20 protein-coding genes and 1 other annotated feature are annotated in these 21,883 nt (G+C 54.8%); of the genes, 12 read left to right on the forward strand and 8 right to left on the reverse strand.

Features of this window, described 5'->3' with window-relative positions:
- Window positions 1–77: 77 nt before the first annotated feature.
- Both cysB and topA read right to left on the reverse strand, forming a co-directional pair.
- A complete protein-coding gene (gene cysB / locus JHD74_RS03900) occupies window positions 78–1,052 on the reverse strand; it encodes an HTH-type transcriptional regulator CysB (protein WP_021181263.1) in 975 nt (324 codons plus the stop codon).
- Window positions 1,053–1,414: 362 nt separating this feature from the next.
- Window positions 1,415–4,024: a type I DNA topoisomerase gene (topA, locus tag JHD74_RS03905; RefSeq protein WP_021181262.1), complete on the reverse strand. Its 2,610-nt coding sequence runs from the start codon at window positions 4,022–4,024 to the stop codon at window positions 1,415–1,417.
- A 426-nt stretch (window positions 4,025–4,450) separates the two neighbouring features.
- Here topA and JHD74_RS03910 point away from each other — a divergent pair, with 426 nt between their 5' ends.
- Window positions 4,451–4,702: a YciN family protein gene (locus JHD74_RS03910; RefSeq protein WP_021181261.1), complete on the forward strand. Its 252-nt coding sequence runs from the start codon at window positions 4,451–4,453 to the stop codon at window positions 4,700–4,702.
- A 49-nt stretch (window positions 4,703–4,751) separates the two neighbouring features.
- Here JHD74_RS03910 and sohB read toward each other — a convergent pair whose 3' ends face one another.
- Window positions 4,752–5,798 (reverse strand): protease SohB, encoded by a 1,047-nt coding sequence (gene sohB / locus JHD74_RS03915; RefSeq protein ID WP_199061759.1) that lies wholly within the window; start codon window positions 5,796–5,798, stop codon window positions 4,752–4,754.
- Window positions 5,799–6,192: 394 nt separating this feature from the next.
- Here sohB and JHD74_RS03920 point away from each other — a divergent pair, with 394 nt between their 5' ends.
- On the forward strand, window positions 6,193–6,954 hold the full coding sequence (locus JHD74_RS03920; RefSeq protein WP_059200952.1) for a YciK family oxidoreductase: 762 nt from the start codon (window positions 6,193–6,195) through the stop codon (window positions 6,952–6,954).
- Window positions 6,955–6,967: 13 nt separating this feature from the next.
- Window positions 6,968–7,558 (forward strand): cob(I)yrinic acid a,c-diamide adenosyltransferase, encoded by a 591-nt coding sequence (gene cobO / locus JHD74_RS03925; RefSeq protein WP_024486387.1) that lies wholly within the window; start codon window positions 6,968–6,970, stop codon window positions 7,556–7,558.
- Window positions 7,559–7,605: 47 nt separating this feature from the next.
- Here the strand turns inward: cobO and rluB are convergent, their stop codons facing one another.
- The 3 genes from rluB to JHD74_RS03940 all read right to left on the reverse strand — a co-directional run bounded on the left by rluB (window position 7,606) and on the right by JHD74_RS03940 (window position 10,224).
- Window positions 7,606–8,514: a 23S rRNA pseudouridine(2605) synthase RluB gene (gene rluB / locus JHD74_RS03930; protein WP_024486388.1), complete on the reverse strand. Its 909-nt coding sequence runs from the start codon at window positions 8,512–8,514 to the stop codon at window positions 7,606–7,608.
- Window positions 8,515–8,667: 153 nt separating this feature from the next.
- Window positions 8,668–9,288, reverse strand: a complete 621-nt coding sequence (locus JHD74_RS03935; RefSeq protein WP_024529259.1) for an L-threonylcarbamoyladenylate synthase — start codon at window positions 9,286–9,288, stop codon at window positions 8,668–8,670.
- A 48-nt stretch (window positions 9,289–9,336) separates the two neighbouring features.
- A complete protein-coding gene (locus tag JHD74_RS03940) occupies window positions 9,337–10,224 on the reverse strand; it encodes a PHP domain-containing protein (RefSeq protein ID WP_024529258.1) in 888 nt (295 codons plus the stop codon).
- A gap of 240 nt (window positions 10,225–10,464) precedes the next feature.
- Window positions 10,465–10,569: a sequence feature (Trp leader region), on the forward strand.
- Between the two features lie 28 nt (window positions 10,570–10,597).
- Here JHD74_RS03940 and JHD74_RS03945 point away from each other — a divergent pair.
- The 7 genes from JHD74_RS03945 (at window position 10,598) to JHD74_RS03975 (ending at window position 17,693) form a co-directional block, all read left to right on the forward strand.
- The gene (locus tag JHD74_RS03945; RefSeq protein ID WP_074029217.1) at window positions 10,598–12,157 is read left to right on the forward strand and encodes an anthranilate synthase component 1; all 1,560 of its coding nucleotides are present in this window, start codon (window positions 10,598–10,600) and stop codon (window positions 12,155–12,157) included.
- On the forward strand, window positions 12,157–12,738 hold the full coding sequence (locus JHD74_RS03950; RefSeq protein WP_024529256.1) for a gamma-glutamyl-gamma-aminobutyrate hydrolase family protein: 582 nt from the start codon (window positions 12,157–12,159) through the stop codon (window positions 12,736–12,738). The genes JHD74_RS03945 and JHD74_RS03950 overlap by 1 nt, the downstream gene beginning before the upstream one ends.
- Before the next feature lie 16 nt (window positions 12,739–12,754).
- Complete coding sequence (gene trpD / locus JHD74_RS03955) at window positions 12,755–13,753, forward strand: anthranilate phosphoribosyltransferase (RefSeq protein WP_024529255.1); 999 nt, start codon at window positions 12,755–12,757, stop codon at window positions 13,751–13,753.
- Window positions 13,754–13,756: 3 nt separating this feature from the next.
- Window positions 13,757–15,118, forward strand: a complete 1,362-nt coding sequence (trpCF, locus tag JHD74_RS03960; protein WP_178380897.1) for a bifunctional indole-3-glycerol-phosphate synthase TrpC/phosphoribosylanthranilate isomerase TrpF — start codon at window positions 13,757–13,759, stop codon at window positions 15,116–15,118.
- Window positions 15,119–15,156: 38 nt separating this feature from the next.
- Window positions 15,157–16,347 carry a tryptophan synthase subunit beta gene (gene trpB, locus JHD74_RS03965; RefSeq protein ID WP_199061761.1) on the forward strand — a complete coding sequence of 397 codons (1,191 nt, stop codon included), beginning with the start codon at window positions 15,157–15,159 and terminating at the stop codon, window positions 16,345–16,347.
- Complete coding sequence (gene trpA / locus JHD74_RS03970; RefSeq protein ID WP_024529252.1) at window positions 16,347–17,153, forward strand: tryptophan synthase subunit alpha; 807 nt, start codon at window positions 16,347–16,349, stop codon at window positions 17,151–17,153. Before trpB ends, trpA begins: the two co-directional genes overlap by 1 nt.
- A 225-nt stretch (window positions 17,154–17,378) precedes the next feature.
- Window positions 17,379–17,693: a BON domain-containing protein gene (locus tag JHD74_RS03975; RefSeq protein WP_024529251.1), complete on the forward strand. Its 315-nt coding sequence runs from the start codon at window positions 17,379–17,381 to the stop codon at window positions 17,691–17,693.
- A gap of 42 nt (window positions 17,694–17,735) precedes the next feature.
- Here JHD74_RS03975 and ompW read toward each other — a convergent pair whose 3' ends face one another.
- Window positions 17,736–18,377, reverse strand: coding sequence for an outer membrane protein OmpW (gene ompW / locus JHD74_RS03980; protein WP_024529250.1), 642 nt, complete (start codon window positions 18,375–18,377; stop codon window positions 17,736–17,738).
- Window positions 18,378–18,672: 295 nt separating this feature from the next.
- On the opposite strand from ompW, the gene JHD74_RS03985 reads away from it, so the two are divergent.
- Window positions 18,673–19,113 carry a YkgJ family cysteine cluster protein gene (locus JHD74_RS03985; protein WP_024529249.1) on the forward strand — a complete coding sequence of 147 codons (441 nt, stop codon included), beginning with the start codon at window positions 18,673–18,675 and terminating at the stop codon, window positions 19,111–19,113.
- Between the two features lie 41 nt (window positions 19,114–19,154).
- Entirely contained in the window at window positions 19,155–19,949 is a 795-nt protein-coding gene (locus JHD74_RS03990; protein WP_024529248.1) for a YciC family protein, read from the forward strand.
- Window positions 19,950–19,998: 49 nt separating this feature from the next.
- On the opposite strand, the gene JHD74_RS03995 is transcribed toward JHD74_RS03990, so the two are convergent.
- A complete protein-coding gene (locus tag JHD74_RS03995) occupies window positions 19,999–21,702 on the reverse strand; it encodes a SulP family inorganic anion transporter (protein ID WP_024529247.1) in 1,704 nt (567 codons plus the stop codon).
- Window positions 21,703–21,883 lie beyond the last annotated feature (181 nt).

The raw sequence follows: 21,883 nt of genomic DNA on the forward strand, positions 1-21,883 counted from the left end.
ATGAGTTAGCAGGTATCAGACAATAAAAAACCGCCCGTCGGCGGTTTAAATGGTGTAATGAGGTTCAAGTTAACGGCCTATTTGGTCGGCAGTTTGATGTCCTTGAACATCGCTTCAATCTCGTCATTGGTACGTAAAGCCACGGCGGTATCGACCACGTCGCGCGTCAGATGCGGTGCGAAACGCTGGATAAAGTCGTACATATAGCTGCGCAGGAAGGTGCTGCGGCGGAAACCGATTTTGGTGGTGCTATAGGTGAAGATATCGCGGGCATCCACCATCACCAAATCCGGATCCTGCACCGGATCGACCGCCATGCTGGCGATCACGCCAACACCCAGCCCCAGGCGTACATAAGTCTTGATGACGTCAGCATCGGTAGCGGTAAACACGATACGTGGCGTCAACCCCGCCCGGTTAAACGCGGTATCCAGCTCTGAGCGCCCGGTAAAGCCAAAGGTATAGGTGACGATAGGATACTCGGCCAGCTCTTCAATGGTAATATGGCTCTTGCCCGCCAAAGGATGATCGGGCTTCACTACTACCGCCCGGTTCCAGTGGTAGCACGGCAGCATGATTAAGTCGTCATACAGGTGCAGCGCTTCGGTAGCGATGGCAAAGTCTGCCGAGCCTTTGGAAACCGCTTCGGCAATCTGCGTTGGCGAGCCCTGATGCATATGCAGCGACACGCGCGGGTAACGCTCGATAAAGCCTTTAATCACATTGGGCAAGGCATAGCGTGCCTGGGTATGGGTGGTTGCCACATACAGCGAACCTTTATCCGGGTAAGTATGTTCCCCCGCAACGGCCTTAATGGCCTCCACTTTGGACAGCACTTCGCGAGCAATGCGGATAATTTCCTGGCCAGCAGGCGTCACCTGGGTAAGATGCTTACCGCTACGGGCGAAAATCTGGATACCTAGCTCATCCTCCAGCATCCTCACCTGCTTGCTGATACCCGGTTGCGAGGTATAGAGACCTTCAGCCGTGGAAGAGACGTTGAGGTTATGATTCACCACTTCTACGATGTAACGAAGCTGCTGCAATTTCATATTTGAATACCATCCTAGGTTAAAACACTGCGGCCTGCCGCAGCCAGGTATCTCGGTGTTGTCCCGGTATGCTTAATTCTCACAAGCCTTAAACACAGTGATTTCGCCCAGATGCTGATGAAAACGCCGTTGCTAATAAGCTTTAATCATAAAAAACGTTTTTATATAACCATTATATCATGTCGCGCCACCAAGTATAGAGCCGCTTCACAAGATGATAACGATCTTTTCGCATGATTATCAACGCCGCACCCTGCCGATAAAAATAAGAAAAAGCAGAGAAGAATAGATCCGCCAGCCGATTTTCGCCAATAAAAAACCAGCTCATTGAGCTGGTTTTTTGCTGTTGCCTTGCGCCTGGGTTACTTCTTGCCTTCAACCCATTTGCCATCAACGAAGAATGCAGACCAACCGGTGGCCTTGCCGTCTTTCTCTGATGAGACATACTGCTGCTTGGTTTTACGGCTGAAGCGCACCATCGTCTTGTTGCCTTCCGGATCGGCCACCGGCGCATCGGCCAGATAGCGCAACTTCTCCGGCAAGCGATCTTTGAAGCGCAGCAACTCTTCCACTAACGGCGCACGGGTTTCACGCGATTTAGGGAAGGTGTTGGCTGCCAGGAACACGCCTGCTGCCCCATCACGCAACACAAAGTAGGCGTCCGATTTCTCGCACGGCAACTCTGGCAGCGGGACCGGATCCTCTTTCGGTGGAGCAACTTCACCGCTGCGCAGGATCTTACGGGTGTTCTTGCAGTTTTCGTTGGTACAGCCCATGTACTTTCCAAAGCGCCCCATTTTCAGGTGCATTTCGGAACCACACTTCTCACACTCAACAATCGGGCCGTCGTAACCTTTCAGGCGGAATTCGCCCTGCTCGATTTCGTAGCCGTCACAGGCCGGGTTGTTACCGCACACGTGCAGCTTGCGCTGGTTGTCGATCAGGTAGCTGTCCATCGCGGTGCCGCACTTCTGGCAGCGCTTACGGGCACGCAGGGCGTTGGTTTCTGCATCATCCCCTTCGAGGATGTTCAGCACTTCCGCTTCCGGCACCAGGTTGATGGTGGTTTTACAGCGCTCTTTCGGCGTCAACGCATAACCGGAACAACCAAGGAACACGCCGGTACTGGCAGTGCGGATACCCATTTTGCGGCCACAGGTCGGGCAGTCAATGCTGGTCATCACCATCTGATTTGGGCGCATGCCGCCCTCTTCAGGATCCTTCTCGGCGGTTTCCAACTGCTCGCTGAATTCGGCAAAGAATTCGTCCAACACCGCTTTCCATTCCGCCTGGTTGTTGGCGACCTGATCCAGGCCATTTTCCATGCGTGCAGTGAAGTCGTAATTCATCAGCTCACGGAAGTTTTCTTCCAGGCGATCGGTGACGATCTCACCCATTTTTTCTGCGTAGAACCTGCGACTCTCTACCCGCACATAACCACGATCCTGAATGGTCGAGATGATCGAGGCATAGGTAGATGGACGGCCGATTCCGCGTTTTTCCAACTCTTTAACCAGCGAAGCTTCACTGTAACGTGCCGGTGGCTTGGTAAAGTGCTGGCTCGGGATCAGCTTTTGCAGATCCAGCTCGCTGCCCACTTCGACAAACGGCAAGGTGCGATCTTCATCACCCTTACGCAGCGCAGGCATCACTTTAGTCCAGCCATCGAAACGCAGCGTACGGCCTTTGGCACGCAGCAGGAAATCGTCGGCTTTCACCGTCAGCGTGGTGGAGTCGTATTGCGCCGGTGTCATCTGACAGGCGACGAACTGACGCCAGATCAGCTGATACAGTTTCTGCGCATCCGCTTCCATATCTTTCAGCTGTTCAGCCAATACGCTGACATCGGAAGGACGGATCGCTTCGTGCGCTTCCTGGGAGTTTTCTTTGCTGCTGTATTGGTTAGGCGCCTTCGGCAGGTACTTGTCACCGAAGTTGTCACCGATATAACCACGCACCATGTTGACCGCGTCCTGGCTCAGGTTGGTGGAGTCGGTACGCATGTAGGTGATATGACCGGCTTCATACAGACGCTGCGCCATCATCATGGTTTTCTTCACGCCGAAGCTCAGGCGGGTACTGGCAGCCTGTTGCAGCGTGGAGGTGATGAACGGTGCACCCGGTTTGCTGCTGGTTGGCTTGTCTTCGCGGTCCAGCACCGTATAACGGGCTTTTTCCAGCAGGTTAAGCGCGGCATGAGTCTGCTCACGGTTAACCGGTTTGAACGGCTTATCGTGGGCGTGGGTGACTTCCATCTGCAGCGCAATTTCGCCTTTCGCCAGCAGATCGGCATGCAGTTCCCAGTATTCTTCGGGTACGAATGCCTTGATGTCGCGCTCACGCTCCACCACCAGCCGTACCGCAACGGACTGCACCCGGCCAGCGGACAGGCCACGGGCAATTTTTTTCCACAGCAGTGGCGACACCATATAGCCCACCACGCGGTCCATAAAGCGACGCGCCTGCTGTGCATTGACACGATCGATATTCAGCTCGCCTGGCGCTTGGAACGCCTGCTGGATCGCGTTTTTGGTGATTTCGTTAAACACCACGCGGCTAAAGCGCTTGTCGTCTCCACCGATCACTTCCCGCAGGTGCCAGGCGATGGCTTCCCCTTCGCGGTCAAGGTCGGTTGCGAGGTAAATGTGGTCAGCATTTTCGGCTAACGACTTTAACTCGGCGACCACTTTTTCCTTACCGGGCAAAATCTCATATTGCGCTTCCCACCCGTGGTAAGGATCGACGCCCATGCGATTGACCAGCGCGGTCTTTTCATCTTTCTTGACTTTCTTTTTGGCTTTGTCTTTGGTTTTGTCTTCGGTTGACTCAGCGCTCTTTTTGCTAGCTGAGCCACTGGTCGGCAAATCACGGATATGACCGACGCTGGACTTCACCACGTAGTCATTACCTAAATATTTATTAATAGTTTTGGCTTTTGCCGGGGACTCAACTATTACGAGAGCTTTGCCCATAATTACCTTTACCTGAATTTAATACTTCTAAAAAGAAGCCATTTGTCTCGCCGTACCGCGGCAATTCGTATCTCTTATTTATATTGCGGTACTCTGGCAAGAGATCAACCTGTTTTTTTCTAATGGTTGCCTAACTGGTCAACCTGAACGCATTTAGCCAGCCTAACCTGTTCACGCCGAACCCCAGAGGCCAGGCCAGCTATGACCTGCGTTGAGCGTAAACAAATCCTTCCACCGGAAGCCGCAAAATCCCACACTCTACCTGATAACAAACGCGACGCAACTTAATTAGCGCGGAAAATCTCATTTCGCCATGGCGGGCCAAATCACTGGCCGTCCAGACGGCAATTAAACCTTAGCTGGTTTGCGGACAAACGCGAACCCGCGCTAGAATACGTTCAGAATTTTCGCTTGCAGGAGAAATAAATGCGTAACAATACTCAACCCATCGAACGAGCAGATCTGCTTACTGAAGCAAATAACATCATCCGCCAACACGAAGATTATATGCACGGCATGGTGGCCACCGACGTTGAGCAGAAAGGCAGCGTGTTGGTTTTCCGCGGCGAGTTTTTTTTAGATCCCGAGGGTCTGCCAACCGCAAAAACCACCGCCGTATTTAATATGTTTAAGCACCTGGCCCATGTGCTTTCCGAGAAATATCATCTGGTGGATTAACCATTAAAAACGGGGCCATCTGGCCCCGTGTAAACATAGCCTTGCTGGCTTACAACAGCGGTTTTTCGCCGCGTTGCCACCAGCGCAACAGCAAACGATCGGCGCTCTCTGCCGCACTGCTGGTAAAGCGATCGATGAAGCGTTTACGGCGAGCATAACGCACCCCCACCACCTCATGGTTTTCCATCTCGGCTATCAACAGATCGTCACTGGTGCCGACCGCGTCAACCAGCCCTTTATCTTTCGCCTGAGTGCCATACCAATGCTCACCGGTCGCGACTTCTTCGATAGCCAATGAAGGGCGTTGCTGATGAACAAACTGTTTGAACAACTCGTGAGTTTCGTTCAGATCTTCACGGAATTTTTCCCGCCCTTGTTCGGTATTCTCACCAAACAGGGTCAAGGTGCGTTTGAACTGGCCAGCGGTGTGCAATTCCACATCGATGTTGCTCTTTTGCAGCAAGCGATGGAAGTTGGGGATCTGGGCAACCACGCCGATCGACCCAATGATGGCAAACGGGGCTGCCACAATGCGGTCGGCCACACAGGCCATCATGTAACCGCCGCTAGCCGCGACCTTATCCACCGCCACCGTCAGGCGGATACCGCCCTTGCGCAGGCGCTCCAGCTGCGACGCTGCCAGGCCATAGCCGTGCACCACCCCACCAGGGCTCTCCAAACGTAGCAGCACTTCGTCCTTGGCCGTAGCTACCGCCAATACGGCAGAGATCTCTTCACGCAGTGAGCTGACCTCATGGGCATCCATGCTTCCCTTGAAGTCCAGCACATACAGGCAAGGTTTGACTGCCTCTACCGCACCGGCCTTGGCACGCTGTTTTTTCAGCTTGTCGTCGGCCTTGTTCTGCTTTTTGAATTGCTTGCTCCAGGTCTTCTGCTCTGCCGCCCCCATGCGGGCAAGGCGCATTTCCCGTTGCATTTCACGATATTGCTCACCCAGGTCGGTAAGCTGTAGTTCCCCTTTCTGCTGGCTCTTGCGCTGCCCGAGGCTCACCGCCAGCAACGCCAGCGCGGCAATAGCAATCACCACCGTGGCAACTTTGGCCAGGAAAAGGCCATAAACAGATATAAACTCCACAGATACCGCCTTTATTTACAGTTTGTTAGTTGAGCGGGAGCAGCATGCAGCGCCCCTACCTACTTTTTAGCAAATGGCACCACGGCTGTCGCGCCTAAATGAAAATTCAGATTGATGAGCATGCGGTGCACCTCCGTGCTATGGGGTTGCCCGTAGCGGTAACCAAGCCGCTATTGTACCGTTTTTGTTACAAAAGAATGCCGTTTCTGTAGGTTACTCATTGAAAATGCGATCCATTTCAGGCATATAACAGACATTATTCATCAAATTACTGACAAAAATTCGCAGCGGATCGCCATTGTGGTTGAGCAACTCTGCTCCTGCCCGCGATCCGCAATCCACCCAAGCTCCCAGCCATAGCGCGGGAGCCGCCAACCAGGCGCGAGGAACTATTGTGCATTACCAACCTAAGCAGGATCTTCTCGAACAACGAATTATTCTGGTGACCGGGGCGGGCGACGGCATTGGCCGTGAAGCGGCGCTGACTTACGCTCGTTACGGCGCACAGTTGGTGCTGCTTGGCCGCACGGAAAGCAAACTGCAGGCCGTTCAGGCTGAAATTGCCGCCATCTCCAGCGCCCCGACGCATATCGTTACGCTGGATTTGTTACACACCACGCCAGAGCAGTGCCAAACCCTGGCGGAGGACTTGGCCACCAAGGTGCCACGCTTGGACGGCGTATTGCAAAACGCCGGTCTGTTGGGCGATATCGCCCCAATGGCCGAGCTTTCGATGACCATGTGGAACGAAGTGATGCAGGTCAACGTAAATGCCACCTTCATGCTTACCCAGGCGCTGTTGCCGTTGCTGCTAAAATCAAATGCGGGTTCGTTGGTATTCACCAGCTCCAGCGTTGGCCGAACCGGCCGTGCTGGCTGGGGGGCCTATGCCGTTTCCAAGTTTGCCACCGAGGGGATGATGCAGGTATTGGCCGATGAGTATAAAAACCGTAACTTGCGGGTAAATTGCATCAATCCTGGCGGAACTCGCACCAAAATGCGTGCATCTGCTTTCCCACAGGAAGATAAAAACAAGCTGAAAACACCGGCCGATATCATGCCACTCTATCTGTATCTGATGGGCGATGACAGCCGCCGTAAAACCGGCATGAGCTTCGATGCTCAGCCCAACCGTAAACCCGGCGCCGCCGAATAAGGAAGCTTTTAACATGGCTGAAGATCGTCACCAGCAACGCCAGCAACGGCTCAAAGAACAGGTGGATGCACGCATTGCCGCCGCGCAGGAAACGCGTGGTCTATTGCTGGTCTTTACCGGCAATGGCAAAGGCAAGACCACCGCTGCATTTGGCACCGTCACCCGCGCCGTCGGTCACGGTATGAAAGCTGGAGTGATCCAGTTCATCAAAGGCCAGTGGCCCAACGGCGAGAAAAACCTGCTGCAACAGCACGGCGTGGAATTTCAGGTGATGGCAACCGGCTTTACCTGGGAAACTCAGGATCGGGAAAGCGATACCGCCGCCTGTCAGGCCGTCTGGCAACATGGTAAGCGGATGTTGGCCGACAGCAGCCTGGATATGGTGCTGATGGACGAGTTGACCTATATGGTGAGTTACGGCTATTTAGAGCTGGCTGAGCTGCTGGAGGCGCTTGAGCAGCGTCCTGCGCACCAGACGGTGATTATCACCGGTCGTGGCTGTCATCGCGATTTGCTGGAGCTGGCGGATACCGTGACGGAGATGCGGCCAGTGAAGCACGCGTTTGAAGCGGGGATCAAGGCTCAGCAGGGCATTGACTGGTAACTGAATAATCCGTGGCCAAGCCAGAAGGCAAGGCCACGGTGATAAATTTAGCTACGCTTGGAAGACTTGGCCGGTTTACCCGGTTTGCTGCTGCCTGGTGCGCCACGACGGCTACCGGGAGCAACCTGGCTGTGACGTTTTACCGCACGGCGGATCTGGTTAGCCTTCACACGGCGACGATCGCGTTCCACCGGCAGTTTGCTGACGGTTTCCGGTTGCAGCTCCACCAGCTCACGCAGATAGTTGATCGCCTTGAGATCCAGCTCGGTATAGCCGCCACGAGGCAGGCCTTTTGGCAAATCGATATCGCCGTAACGCACGCGGATCAAACGGCTTACCTGCACACCAACGGCTTCCCACAGGCGACGTACTTCACGGTTACGGCCTTCGGTCAGCGTGACGTTGTACCACTGGTTGATGCCTTCACCACCCTGGAAGGTGATGGTACGGAATGCCGCCGGGCCATCTTCCAGTTGGACACCTTTGCTCAGTTGTTTGAGCTTTTCGTCGTCGATCTGGCCGAATACGCGCACGGCGTATTCGCGTTCAACTTCGCGGCTTGGGTGCATCAGGCGGTTAGCTAGTTCACCGTCTGTGGTAAACAGCAGCAAGCCTGAGGTATTCACGTCCAAACGCCCTACCGCTACCCAGCGAGAGCCTCGCAGTTTTGGCAGGCGATCGAAGACCGTTGGGCGACCTTCCGGATCGCTACGGGTACAGAGTTCGCCTTCCGGCTTGTAATACGCCAGCACGCGGCAAACCGCTTCTTCGGATTCTTTGATCGAGACAACATGACCGTCCAGACGAATTTTCATCCCGGCGACCACTTCAACTCGGTCGCCCAGTTTGGCGATCTTGCCGTCGACGCTGATGCGACCCGCCTCAATCATGGTTTCTATTTCACGACGCGAGCCATGGCCAGCATTCGCTAATACTTTCTGTAACTTTTCGCTCATTGAGCAACCTCTAATGTCGCCTTCACAGGCGTCGGGGGGACTTTGCCGCCACTCTCAGCAAGGAGAGGCGGCCGCAAAGATTAGCACTTGGTCAAAACCAACCGCTTATTATACAGGCTTTATCCCTCCTTGGCACTGACTTCGTCCGGCTGTTTAGCGGAAAGGCGCTGGATCGCCAGCCCCTTCACGGATCACTTCCGGAGAGGATTCAGTCAGATCGATAACCGTGGTCGGCTGCTGGCCCAGGAAACCGCCGTGGATCACCAGATCCACCTGCTTGCCAAGGTGTTCGCTGATCTCTTCCGGATCGGATTCGGCAAAATCATTGCCAGGCAACATCAGCGTAGTCGACATCATTGGCTCATTGAGCACTTCCAGCAATGCCAGAGCGATCGGGTTAGATGGCACACGCAGGCCGATGGTTTTACGCTTGTCATTCATCAGGCGACGAGGCACTTCTTTGGTCGCTTTCAAGATGAAGGTGTAATTGCCCGGCGTATTGTTCTTGATCAGGCGAAACGACGAATTGTCCACATAGGCATAGGTCGACAGCTCGGACAGATCGCGGCACATCAGCGTAAAGTTGTGGTTGCCGTCCAACTGGCGAATACGGCAAATACGCTCCAAAGCCGCCTTCTCTTCAAGTTTGCAGCCCAGCGCGTAGCCAGAGTCTGTTGGATAGACGATCACACCGCCCTTGCGCAGCACCTCTACGGCCTGATTGATCAGGCGCGGCTGCGGGTTGTCCGGGTGAATATAAAATAGCTGGCTCATCTCTAACTCCTGAAAATGATGCACGCGCAAAACAACGCCCGCGTTAAATCAATCTACTAGGTTCTGTTGGGGCAGTGGCCAATCGCGCCACACCGGTTCAACACCGCCGGGTAACCACAGTTTGCGACCCAACTCAATCCACGAACAGGGCTGATGAAAATCCGAACCCTGAGACGCCAATAATTGATAGTCCTGCGCATATTTAGCCAACACCGTACGCTCATGGGGGGCTTGCTGACACTGCGCCACCTCCATCGCATCGCCGCCATGTTCGGCAAAATAGGCCAGCAGACGCTTCAGCCATTTGGCCGTCAGATCGTAACGGCCCGGATGCGCCATCACCGCTTGACCACCGGATTGATGAATGACATCAATGGCTTGTTCTATTGTACACCACTGTGGCGGAACATAGCCGATTTTCCCTTTGGCGAGATACTTCTTGAACACCTGCGCCATGTTGGCGGCCATGCCCTGCTGCACCAGAAAACGGGCAAAATGCCCTCTGGTGACCGCTCCGTCCCCTGCCAGTTGTTGTGCTCCGGCATAGGCATCGGGAATACGCGCTTTCGCTAACCGAACACCGATTTCTTGCGCCCGCAGATTACGGCGCTCGGTCTGTTCGATCAGCAGCTGTAACAGTGCCGGATGGGCGATATCGAGCCCCAGCCCGACAATGTGGATCTCATGGTTTTCCCACAGGGTAGAAATCTCGACGCCGTTAACCAGCTGCAAAGGCAAGGCAAGATCGGCTATCGCGGCCGCAGCCTCTGCCAATCCGTTGGTGGTGTCGTGATCGGTAATAGCCAGCACGCCAACGCGCATCTCAACGGCTCGCTGCACCAGTTGAGTCGGCGTTAAGTAACCGTCCGAAGCGGTGGTGTGGCTGTGGAGATCGTACAGGGTAAAAGCGGAGGATTGTGGGCTGCTGTCTGTCAAAAGGGATATCCTGCGATGGCTTGGCTTTCTATCATAACCGTTATGGATGGCCGGACGGAAATCTATTCTGCCGATGGCGTTCCCGCCAGATTAACGATTTCACGCTAGCCGCTAACATATTGTGCAAAAAGAGAGTTGACATTGCCTCGTCGTTCCAGTTAACTAGTACACAAGTTCACGGCAATAGCCGTGTTGGATGAAAATACAGAGAGCAACATGATGACTAAGCACACTTCTCTTCTTCGCTGGTGGCGTACTTCCCAATCAAGGGTCGAGTAATCACGCATACCTGTCATCTGACACTGCAGATTCCCTAGGCCCGCTCATTACAGCGGGCTTTTTTATGGACAAGATTTGACTGGAACTACCGAAGATGAACATCAAACCACAGCTCAAACTACTCACGGCACAGGCCGGTTACCGTAGCGACCCGACGGCGATTTTTCATCAGTTGTGCGGCGCCCGCCCTGCCACCCTGTTGCTGGACTCGGCGGAAATCAACAGCAAGCAAAACCTGAAAAGCCTGCTGATTGTCGACAGTGCCCTGCGCATTACCGCCTTGGGCCGTAAGGTCAGCCTTCAGGCGCTAACCGCTAACGGCGCAGCCCTGCTGCCACTGTTGGATGAGGCCTTGCCTGCCGACGTACAAATCCAGGTTCGCCCTAATGGCCGTGAGTTGACCTTCCCGGCAATTGATACGGTACAAGACGAAGATGCCCGCCTGCGTTCCTTGTCGGTGTTTGATGCGTTGCGCACGATGCTGACTTTGGTCGATGCGCCAGCCGATGAGCGTGAAGCCATGCTGCTCGGCGGCCTGTTTGCCTATGATCTGGTTGCTGGCTTTGAAGACCTACCAGAGCTACGCCAAGACCAACGTTGCCCGGACTTCTGTTTTTATCTGGCAGAAACACTGCTGGTGCTGGATCACCAACGCGGCGTAGCTCGTTTACAAGCCAGCGCATTCACAGGTGACAACGCTGAAACACTGCGTTTGCAGCAGCGTCTCGAACAGCTTCAGGTGCAATTGCAACAGACTCCGATCGCCATTCCTCATCAGAAACTGGAAGACATGCAGTTAAGCTGCAATCAGAGCGATGAAGAGTACGGCGCAGTAGTCAGCCAGTTGCAGCAGGCCATCCGCCACGGTGAGATTTTCCAGGTGGTGCCTTCTCGTCGCTTCTCTCTGCCTTGTCCTAACCCGCTGGCGGCTTACCAGACGCTGAAGGAAAACAATCCAAGCCCTTACATGTTCTTTATGCAGGACAACGAGTTCACGCTGTTCGGTGCCTCGCCAGAAAGCGCGCTGAAATATGAAGCCACCAGCCGCCAGATTGAGATTTACCCAATTGCCGGTACTCGTCCACGCGGACGCCGCGCTGATGGTTCACTGGATCTGGATCTCGACAGCCGCATCGAACTGGAAATGCGTACCGACCATAAAGAGCTGGCGGAACACCTGATGCTGGTCGACCTGGCCCGCAACGATCTGGCCCGCATCTGTGAAGCGGGTAGCCGCTACGTGGCCGACCTGACCAAGGTAGACCGTTACTCATTCGTGATGCACCTGGTTTCCCGCGTGGTCGGCAAGCTGCGTAGCGATCTCGACGTGCTGCATGCCTATCAGGCCTGTATGAATATGGGCACGCTGAGCGGTGCACCGAAAGTGCGCGCCATGCAACTGATTGCCGCCTCTGAAGGCACCCGTCGTGGCAGCTACGGCGGCGCGGTGGGCTACTTTACCGCTCATGGCGATCTCGATACCTGTATTGTCATTCGTTCCGCGTATGTTGAGGACGGCGTTGCCACCGTGCAGGCCGGTGCCGGTGTGGTGCTGGACTCCGTTCCGCAGGCGGAAGCCGATGAAACCCGTAACAAAGCACGTGCCGTGCTGCGTGCCATCGCCAGCGCGCACCAGGCCAAGGAGATTTTCTAATGGCCGATATCTTACTGCTCGACAACGTCGACTCCTTTACTTACAACCTGGTCGATCAGCTGCGTGCCAGCGGCCATCAGGTCGTGATTTACCGTAACCAGATTGCCGCCGAGGTCATCATCGCGCGCCTGCAACAGATGAAGCAGCCCATTTTGATGCTGTCCCCTGGCCCAGGTACTCCAGCCGACGCGGGCTGTATGCCCGAACTGTTACAACGCCTGCGCGGCCAGATGCCAATCATCGGTATCTGTCTCGGCCATCAGGCGATTGTGGAAGCTTATGGCGGCCACGTTGGCCAAGCCGGTGAGATCTTGCACGGCAAGGCTTCTTCCATTACTCACGATAACCAGGGGATGTTTGCCGGTATGGCCAACCCGCTGCCGGTCGCCCGCTATCATTCACTGGTCGGCAGCAATATCCCTGAAGGGCTGACCGTCAATGCTCGCTTCGGCGACATGGTGATGGCTGTGCGTCACGATGAACACCGCGTATGTGGTTTCCAATTCCATCCAGAATCCATTCTGACCACCCAGGGCGCGCGTTTGCTTGAGCAGACGTTGGCCTGGGCGCTGGCGAAATAATCAAGGGGAACCGACTATGCAACCTATTCTTGAAAAACTGTATCGCTCGGAGTCGATGAGCCAGGAAGAAAGCCAGCAGTTATTCAGCGCTATCGTGCGCGGTGAGCTGGAACCTAGCCAACTGGCGGCGGCATTGATCAGCATGAAGATCCGCGGTGAGCACCCAGAAGAAATCGCCGGAGCAGCCAAGGCGCTCTTGGCCGATGCTTTACCGTTCCCACGCCCGGACTATGCCTTTGCGGATATCGTCGGCACCGGCGGCGACGGCACCAACAGCATCAATATCTCCACGGCCAGCGCCTTTGTCGCTGCAGCCTGTGGGGTCAAGGTGGCCAAGCACGGCAACCGCAGCGTCTCCAGCCGTTCCGGTTCATCCGATCTGTTGGCCGCTTTCGGGATCCGCCTGGATCTGCCTGCGGAAGAATCCCGCAAGGCATTAGACGAACTGGGTGTGTGTTTCCTGTTTGCGCCGCAATATCACACCGGTTTTCGCCATGCGATGCCGGTACGCCAACAGCTGAAGACCCGCACGGTGTTCAACGTCCTCGGGCCGTTGATTAACCCGGCTCGCCCACCGTTGGCGTTGATTGGGGTCTACAGCCCGGAGCTGGTGCTGCCAATCGCCCAAACCCTGCGCGTATTGGGTTATCAACGCGCTGCCGTCGTACACGGTGGCGGTATGGATGAAGTGGCGATCCACACCACCACTCACGTAGCCGAATTGAATAACGGCGAAATTGAAAGTTATCAACTGACACCTAAATCCTTTGGGTTGGAAAGCCACCCGTTGGGCTCCCTGCTGGGCGGATCGCCGGAAGAAAATCGTGACATTCTGGCAAGGTTGTTACAAGGTAAAGGCGAACCAGCGCACGCCGCGGCGGTCGCCGCCAACGTCGCACTGTTGCTGAAACTATTCGGACAGGAAGACCTGCGCCAGAACGCGCAGCAGGCATTGGAAATGATCCACAGTGGGCAGGCTTACCAGCGTGTCACTGCTTTGGCAGCAAGAGGATAAATGATGCAGGAAACCGTGCTCAACAAGATTGTTCGTGACAAGGCGCAGTGGGTCGCGGCACGTAAGCAACAACAGCCATTAGCCAGCTTTCAAAACGAAATCGTGCCAAGCGAGCGTAGCTTTTATCATGCGCTACAAGGCACCAGAACGGCATTTATTCTCGAATGCAAGAAAGCCTCTCCTTCCAAGGGGCTGATCCGCGAGAATTTTGACCCGGTAGAAATCGCCTCGGTGTATAAGGACTTCGCCTCGGCGATCTCGGTACTGACCGATGAGCAATACTTCCAGGGCAGCTTCGATTTTCTGCCGCTGGTGAGTAAAACCGTGTCCCAGCCGGTGCTGTGTAAGGACTTTATGATCGACCCTTACCAGATCTATCTGGCACGTCACTACCAGGCCGACGCCATTCTGTTGATGCTGTCGGTGCTCGATGACGAACAGTACCGCCAACTTGCCGCGGTGGCACACAGCCTGAATATGGGCGTGCTGACCGAGGTGATTAGCGAAGAGGAATTACAGCGCGCGGTACAGCTCGAAGCCAAAGTGATCGGCATTAACAACCGCGATCTGCGCGATCTGTCTATCGATCTGGATCGCACCCGCACTCTGGCTCCTAAAGTGCCACATGGCGTGACGGTGATCAGCGAGTCCGGCATCAACAACTATCGCCAGATCCGCGAACTCAGCCGCTATGCCAACGGTTTTCTGATCGGCAGCGCGTTGATGTCGGAAACCAACCTGCGCAGCGCGGTACGCCGCGTGATCCTGGGCGACAACAAAGTCTGCGGCCTAACCCGGCCGCAAGATGCCGCAGCCGCTTATCAGGCAGGTGCCAACTACGGCGGTCTGATCTTCGTTGGCCGTTCCCCGCGTAACGTGGACATTGCCCGCGCCAGGGAAGTGATCGCCGGAGCACCGTTGAAATACGTGGGCGTTTTCTGTGATGCGCCGATCGCTACGGTCGCGCAAACTGCCGAGCGCCTTTGTCTGCATGCGGTGCAACTGCACGGCGCGGAAGACCAGGCTTATATCAACGCCCTGCGTGCCGAGCTGCCAGCCACCTGTCAGATCTGGAAAGCCTTGAGCGTGAAGGACAACCTGCCCGCTCGCGATCTGCAACAGGTCGATCGTTACCTGCTGGATAATGGTGCTGGCGGTACCGGAGTTCGCTTTGACTGGTCGGTGTTGCAGGGGCAAACGCTGGACAACGTGATGCTGGCAGGAGGCCTGAGTGCGGACAACTGCGTAGATGCGGCCCAACTGGGCTGCGCGGGCCTCGATTTCAACTCTGGCGTAGAGAGCCAACCCGGCATCAAAGATGCCGAGCGTCTGGCGGCGGTGTTCCAAACCCTGCGCGCCTACTGATTGCGAACCTCATTTAACGGATAATAACGGGAAAAATAATGACGCTGCTTAACCCTTACTTCGGCGAATTTGGCGGTCAGTACGTGCCGCAAATTTTGATGCCAGCCCTGAAACAACTGGAAGAGGCCTTCGTCAGCGCCCAGCGTGACCCTGAGTTCCAGGCAGAGTTTATCGATCTGCTGAAAAACTACGCGGGCCGCCCAACGGCACTGACGCTGTGCAAAAACCTGACTGCCGGTAGTAAAACCAAACTCTACCTGAAGCGTGAAGATCTGCTGCACGGCGGTGCCCATAAGACCAACCAGGTATTGGGCCAGGCACTGCTTGCCAAACGCATGGGCAAGACCGAGATCATCGCGGAAACCGGCGCTGGCCAACACGGTGTGGCCTCTGCGCTGGCCTGCGCCCTGCTCGGTCTGAAGTGCCGTATCTACATGGGCGCCAAGGACATCGAACGCCAGTCACCGAACGTATTCCGTATGCGTCTGATGGGCGCAGAAGTGATCCCGGTGCACAGCGGCTCTTCCACGCTGAAAGATGCCTGTAACGAAGCCCTGCGCGACTGGTCTGGCTCTTACGAGAAGGCCCACTACATGCTAGGCACTGCCGCAGGCCCACACCCGTTCCCGACCATCGTGCGTGAATTCCAACGCATGATCGGCGAAGAAACCAAAGCTCAGGTGCTGGAGCGTGAAGGCCGTCTGCCGGATGCCGTATTGGCCTGCGTTGGCGGTGGTTCCAACGCCATCGGCATGTTTGCCGACTTTATCGATGATGTCAGCGTTGGTCTGATCGGCGTTGAACCCGCCGGCCTGGGGATCGAAACCGGCCAGCATGGTGCACCGCTGAAACACGGCAAAGTGGGGATCTACTTCGGTATGAAATCACCGATGATGCAAACCTCTGAAGGCCAGATCGAGGAGTCTTACTCGATTTCCGCCGGTTTGGACTTCCCTTCCGTTGGCCCACAGCACGCCTATCTCAACAGCATCGGCCGCGCAGAATACGTGTCGATCACCGATGATGAAGCACTGGAGGCTTTCAAGGAGCTTTCCCGCCACGAAGGGATTATCCCGGCGTTAGAGTCTTCCCATGCCCTCGCACACGCGCTGAAAATGATCCGTGAAGAGCCGCAGAAAGAACAGATCCTGGTGGTTAACCTGTCCGGCCGCGGCGACAAAGACATATTTACCGTTCACGACATTCTGAAAGCACGGGGAGAAATCTGATGGAACGTTATCAGCAACTGTTCAAGCGGTTGGAAAATAATAAAGAAGGCGCTTTCGTGCCGTTTGTCACCCTCGGCGACCCAAACCCGACGCTATCGTTACAGATTATCGATACGCTGGTGGAGAACGGTGCAGATGCCTTGGAGTTGGGGATCCCCTTCTCGGATCCGTTGGCCGATGGCCCAACCATTCAAAGTGCAGCGCTGCGTGCTTTCGCTTCCGGCGTTACGCCAACGCACTGTTTTGAAATGCTGGCGGCGATCCGTCAGAAACACCCTGATATTCCGATTGGCCTGCTGATGTACGCCAACCTGGTGTTCCACGGCGGCATTGACGCATTTTATCAGCGCTGCGCGCAAGCCGGTGTAGATTCGGTGTTGATCGCGGACGTACCTTTCGAAGAGTCCGCGCCTTTCCGCGCGGCGGCAACTCGCCACGGTATTGCGCCAATCTATATTTGCCCGCCAAATGCGGATGAAGATTTACTGCGTGAAATCTCGTCCCACGGCAGGGGTTACACTTACCTGCTGTCACGCGCCGGAGTAACCGGAACGGAAAGCCGGGCGCAGTTACCGCTGCACCATCTGGTCAATAAGCTGCGCGAATATCATGCGGCACCGCCGCTGCAAGGCTTTGGTATCTCTGAACCTTCACAGGTCAAGGATGCGTTGCAAGCCGGAGCAGCCGGGGCAATTTCTGGCTCGGCAATTGTTAAAATCATCGAACAGAATCAGGCACAACCGGCAGAAATGCTGGCCAAACTTGGCAAGTTTGTACGTGAAATGAAAGCCGCTACCCGCGTTTAATCTCCCCGCCCTCAACCACCGGATACTACGAAAGTATCCGGTGATAACACTTTGTTTACCCTCAATCTTGCCAAAGATATTTTCGCAAACAATTTGAACAAACCAGCAACCTGCCCCACAATCATATTTGCCGCTAAATATTCAGTGGTTCAGTGCATACGATTTCGTTAGCTGATTGAAATCAGCCTTTAATTTCAACAATAACATATGCAAGGAGAGTCATTTATGAAGCTATTTAAAACCCTTTCGGCGCTGTGCATGGCGGCTATTTTGGCTATGGCAGTTTCTGCCTGTGCTCCAACGGCAAAATCAGAAGGGACTGGCGGCTATATTGACGATACGGTCGTCACTACCAAAGTGAAGTCAGCACTGCTGGCGGATAAAACCATCAAATCCACCGAGATTAGCGTTGAAACCTTTAAGGGCCGGGTACAGTTGAGCGGTTTTGTCAGCTCCAGTGCCGATGCTAACCGTGCCATTCAGGTCACACGCGGCGTGGCAGGAGTTAAATCCGTCGAAAACGATATGCGCATTAAATAACTGAAGAGGGAGGCGCCGAACAGCGCCTCCTTTATTGCTGGCTTAGAAGCGGTAACCCGCACCAAACATAAACACCCACGGATCCAGACGCGTATCAATGCTCTGATGTTGATCACCCGCATCAAAGCGCACCTTGGTCTCGATATTCATCCACCAGACCGACATATTCAGCATCCAGTGCTCATCCAGGTTGTAATCCAGACCTGCCTGCCCGGCAACACCCCAGGAATTTTTCAGATCCAGATTGCTTAAACCCGCATCCTTGCCGTTGTCGTTGAATTTCTCGTCGAAGAACATGGTGTAGTTCACACCAATACCCAGGTATGGACGCAGCTTGTCCTGCTTTTCGCCAAAGTAGTACTGCGCCATCAGCGTTGGTGGCAGTTGACGAACGGTTGCAATATCCCCGTTGACCGCTGGGCCACCCAGAGAAACTTTATGGCGGAACGGCGTTGCAGCCAGTAATTCGACGCCGATATTGTCCGTCACCATATAGCCAAAAGTCAGACCCAACTGGGTGTTGTTATTGGCGTTGAAAGATCCTTGGCCTAAAACGTTGTCCGAACCTGCATTGGGACGAACAGTTGCAGTCCCTGCACGGAACAGGAAATCACCCGCTTGATGCGCGCTTGCTACCATAGGAGCCATCAGAGCCCCTAACACCACCAGAGTTGTCTTTTTCATTATCCATTCCATTTGTGTGGTTTACAGTCCCGATGAATATACCTATTAACAGGTATTTATGATCCCATCGAGATCACATCTTAAGTGTAAAAATTTAAATTCCCACCAAAAACAAAGCCACCTAAGGTGTTAATAAATCGATAATTGATCTGAATCAATAAACACCTTTTGTTGCAAATTTTATGCATGTTTACATTTCTGTTACCAAAAAAAGTTGCTAAAAAAAATGCCTCTGCGTAATTTCATCATTCCTGTTGGTTTTGGTTGGGCCGGTAAGGAGTCGGTGGCAATCAAGATGAGCGAAATTCAAAATCCCTGCACCAGCTGCGGCGCCTGCTGCGGTTATTTCCGAGTATCATTTTATTGGGCCGAAGCGGAAGATGGCGGCGGCGTGGTACCTATATCCTTAACTGAACCCTTGAGCCCCTTTCTGCGCTGCATGCAGGGGACCAACAGCAAGTCCCCGCGCTGCACCTCGCTGGTGGGTGAGATTGGTCAGGCGGTGTCCTGTTCGATCTACCCCAATCGCCCTAGCCCCTGCCGCGAATTCGATCAATCCGGGGAAAACGGCCTGCGCAATGAGGCCTGCGATCGGGCCCGTGAGCGCTACGGCCTGCCGCCCTTGCCGGTTCCCCTGCCATTATCATTGTCAGAGACCATAATCGCCCAAGAAATCAGCACAGTGCCATTCGCGGGGTGCCACAGCGGCGCGGAACAGGGTACAATCGCCCACTGATTTAACTACGTTCCCGACGCCAAGGAGTCTGCATGCCAAGCATGCCAATTACGGCCAACACGTTGTACCGTGACAGTTTTAACTTTTTCCGTAATCAGGTTGCCAGCATTGTGCTGTTGGCACTGCTGACCGCATTCATTTCTGTGCTGCTTAATCAGGCGTTTAGCCCCGATATCGAGCAGTTGAAGATCCTGACCGCGACGGAAAGTGATTTGGCCTCCAACGCCGGTGCCGGCATGGGGATCCAGGAAATTATTCAGCAAATGACGCCTGAACAGCAGATGGTGCTGTTGAAAGTGTCCGCCGCCGCCACGATTTCCGCTTTAGTGGGTAACGTGCTGCTGGTGGGGGGCATGTTGACGCTGATCCGCCTGGTTTCCGAAGGCCAGCGTACCAGTGCACTGCGGGCTATCGGGATATCTGCCCCGCTATTGCCGCGTCTACTGTTGCTGTTGTTTGTCTGCACCTTGCTGACTCAGCTTGGCCTGACGCTGTTCGTCGTGCCCGGGGTAATCATGGCGATCTCGTTCTCGTTGGCCCCGGTGATTTCTGTGGCCGATGGGAAAGGCATGTTTGCCTCACTGAAGCTGAGCTGCAAGCTGGCCTTTGCCAACGCGCGGGTGATCGTACCGGCGATGATGCTGTGGTTGGCGGCCAAGCTACTGGTGCTGTTTATGGTCAGTCATTTGTCTGTCTTGACGCCACACGTTGCCAGCATAGTGCTGACGGCTTTAAGCAATCTGGTTTCTGCCCTACTGCTGATTTATCTGTTCCGGCTGTATATGCTACTGCGGGACACTGCGCCTGCTTCTGGCGTGTCCTTGGATAAAAGATAAACCGGGTCAGTTGACGTTTAAGGGCACGCTTTTAGCGTGCCCTTTTTATTTACTGTGCCGTACCCGGTTCGGCCTGTTCCTTACTTTGTATCAGCTTGAGTGCCAGATAAAGGTCGGGCACCAGGATCAGATCCTTATCACGCCCCACCTGATTGATACGGAACCAGCGTGTTAACTCGGTGCGCCGTCCGGCCAGCACCAGCTTTACGTTACGCTGTAACAAATCACGTTTTAGCTCATCGATGGCCGCCAGCACGCTGATATCTGCATGGGTAAAGCTGGCCACCGCATCAACCACCACCCAACGCGGCTGGAACGGCGTACTGTCGACCAGATTGAGGATGCGCCGTTTGAAGTAGGCCACGTTAAAATAGGTCAGCGGGGAGTTAAAGCGGTACATCATCACGCCCTGCACCGCCTTCACCCCGTTGTTGTTGCCCATTGAGTGGATCATGCCTTCCTCATTGACCCCCAGCAATTGCTCCGTAGGGCGGAACACGGTGCGGAGAAACTGCATCAGGCCAAGCAATACCGCCAAGCCAATGCCGCTGATCACCCCCACCAGCAGCACGCTGACGAAGGTGAAAGCCGCCAGCCTGAACGCCTGGGCATTGCGCTTGCGCAGGATCCAGATGCCGCGAATGTCGATCAACGACCAGGCGGCGTACATCAGCACCACACCTAATCCGGCCACCGGAATAAATTGCAGCGGCGAAGTCAGGAACAGCAGCACAATGCCAATGACAATGGCGGCAATAATTGATACCAGCTGGCTCTTGCCGCCATTGGCATCGTTTACCGCCGTACGCGAATCGGCCCCGCTGATGGCAAACCCTTGCGACAGCGCGGAAACAATGTTTACCAGCCCCAGCGCACGGAACTCCGCATCAGCATTAACCTCGTAGCCATTTTTCGCCGCAAAGCTGCGCGCCGTGAGCATCATGCTGACAAAGCTGACCACCGCCAGGTTGAGCGCCGGTATCACCATGTCACGCAGTAAGCCCGGCTGAAAATCCGGCCACTGGACGATAGGCAGCATGCCGCTGAAGCCCCCTACGGTAATAATACCGTGCTGCTGCAAATTACCCGCCCAGGTGATAAAGGCGACCAACACGATGGCAAACAACGGCGCAGGCCAGTTAGGCCGCAACTTTTTAACCCCCACCAGCATCGTCAGCGTAAGCAATGAAATGCCCATCGTCGGCCAATCGCTGTGCAGAATGTTGCCGGGCAAGGCATAAATACGCTCAATCAGCTGCGCCGGTGGCGTACCGAACCCCAGCACTTTACCGATCTGATCGACGATGATGGTGACCGCCACGCCGTTCAGCAATCCGCTGAGGATCGGGCGCGAAAGCAGGTCTGCCAAGGCCCCGAGCCGGAAGCGGCTGGCCAGCAAACACCACCCCCCCGTCATGGCGGTCATCATGATGGTGAGCTGCCAGTGCAGCTCCATACTTCCTGCGGCAAGCGGAGTCACCACGGCAGCAATCACCGCACAGGTTGCCGCATCCGGCCCGACAATCAACTGCCGCGACGAGCCAAAAATGGCATAGGCGATCATCGGTAAAATACAGGAGTAAAGCCCGACCACCGGGCTGACACCGGCCAATTCGGCATAGGCAATCGCTACCGGTAAAGCTACCGCTGCGACCGATAACCCCGCACGAATATCCGGTTTCAACCAACTGCGTTCATATCCTAACAAATGCGTCAAACCGGGCGTCCACGCCCGCAGAGACTTCCACTGCATAGCTATTTTCCATGGTAAATTATGCGGCTATTATTATGCTTAATATGCGTCGTACACCCTGCGCTTGCAAATAACCGACGGTAACAATCGTAAGTTTATGCAAATTCTGGTGTTTACAGCAGCAATCTAGCGGACGAACACCGATAATCTGCCCTTTAGTGCGATACACAGAACGGGCCAA

The organism is Serratia sp. ASV30 (genome assembly GCF_016428815.1).
Lineage (GTDB): Bacteria > Pseudomonadota > Gammaproteobacteria > Enterobacterales > Enterobacteriaceae > Chania > Chania fonticola_C.

Coding starts and splice junctions, on each gene's coding strand:
- cysB (WP_021181263.1), bottom strand. CDS start 1,052: ATGAAATTGCAGCAGCTTCGTTACATCGTAGAAGTGGTGAATCATAAC.
- topA (WP_021181262.1), bottom strand. CDS start 4,024: ATGGGCAAAGCTCTCGTAATAGTTGAGTCCCCGGCAAAAGCCAAAACT.
- JHD74_RS03910 (WP_021181261.1), top strand. CDS start 4,451: ATGCGTAACAATACTCAACCCATCGAACGAGCAGATCTGCTTACTGAA.
- cobO (WP_024486387.1), top strand. CDS start 6,968: ATGGCTGAAGATCGTCACCAGCAACGCCAGCAACGGCTCAAAGAACAG.
- rluB (WP_024486388.1), bottom strand. CDS start 8,514: ATGAGCGAAAAGTTACAGAAAGTATTAGCGAATGCTGGCCATGGCTCG.
- JHD74_RS03935 (WP_024529259.1), bottom strand. CDS start 9,288: ATGAGCCAGCTATTTTATATTCACCCGGACAACCCGCAGCCGCGCCTG.
- JHD74_RS03945 (WP_074029217.1), top strand. CDS start 10,598: ATGAACATCAAACCACAGCTCAAACTACTCACGGCACAGGCCGGTTAC.
- JHD74_RS03950 (WP_024529256.1), top strand. CDS start 12,157: ATGGCCGATATCTTACTGCTCGACAACGTCGACTCCTTTACTTACAAC.
- trpD (WP_024529255.1), top strand. CDS start 12,755: ATGCAACCTATTCTTGAAAAACTGTATCGCTCGGAGTCGATGAGCCAG.
- trpCF (WP_178380897.1), top strand. CDS start 13,757: ATGCAGGAAACCGTGCTCAACAAGATTGTTCGTGACAAGGCGCAGTGG.
- trpB (WP_199061761.1), top strand. CDS start 15,157: ATGACGCTGCTTAACCCTTACTTCGGCGAATTTGGCGGTCAGTACGTG.
- trpA (WP_024529252.1), top strand. CDS start 16,347: ATGGAACGTTATCAGCAACTGTTCAAGCGGTTGGAAAATAATAAAGAA.
- JHD74_RS03975 (WP_024529251.1), top strand. CDS start 17,379: ATGAAGCTATTTAAAACCCTTTCGGCGCTGTGCATGGCGGCTATTTTG.
- ompW (WP_024529250.1), bottom strand. CDS start 18,377: ATGAAAAAGACAACTCTGGTGGTGTTAGGGGCTCTGATGGCTCCTATG.
- JHD74_RS03985 (WP_024529249.1), top strand. CDS start 18,673: ATGAGCGAAATTCAAAATCCCTGCACCAGCTGCGGCGCCTGCTGCGGT.
- JHD74_RS03990 (WP_024529248.1), top strand. CDS start 19,155: ATGCCAATTACGGCCAACACGTTGTACCGTGACAGTTTTAACTTTTTC.
- JHD74_RS03995 (WP_024529247.1), bottom strand. CDS start 21,702: ATGCAGTGGAAGTCTCTGCGGGCGTGGACGCCCGGTTTGACGCATTTG.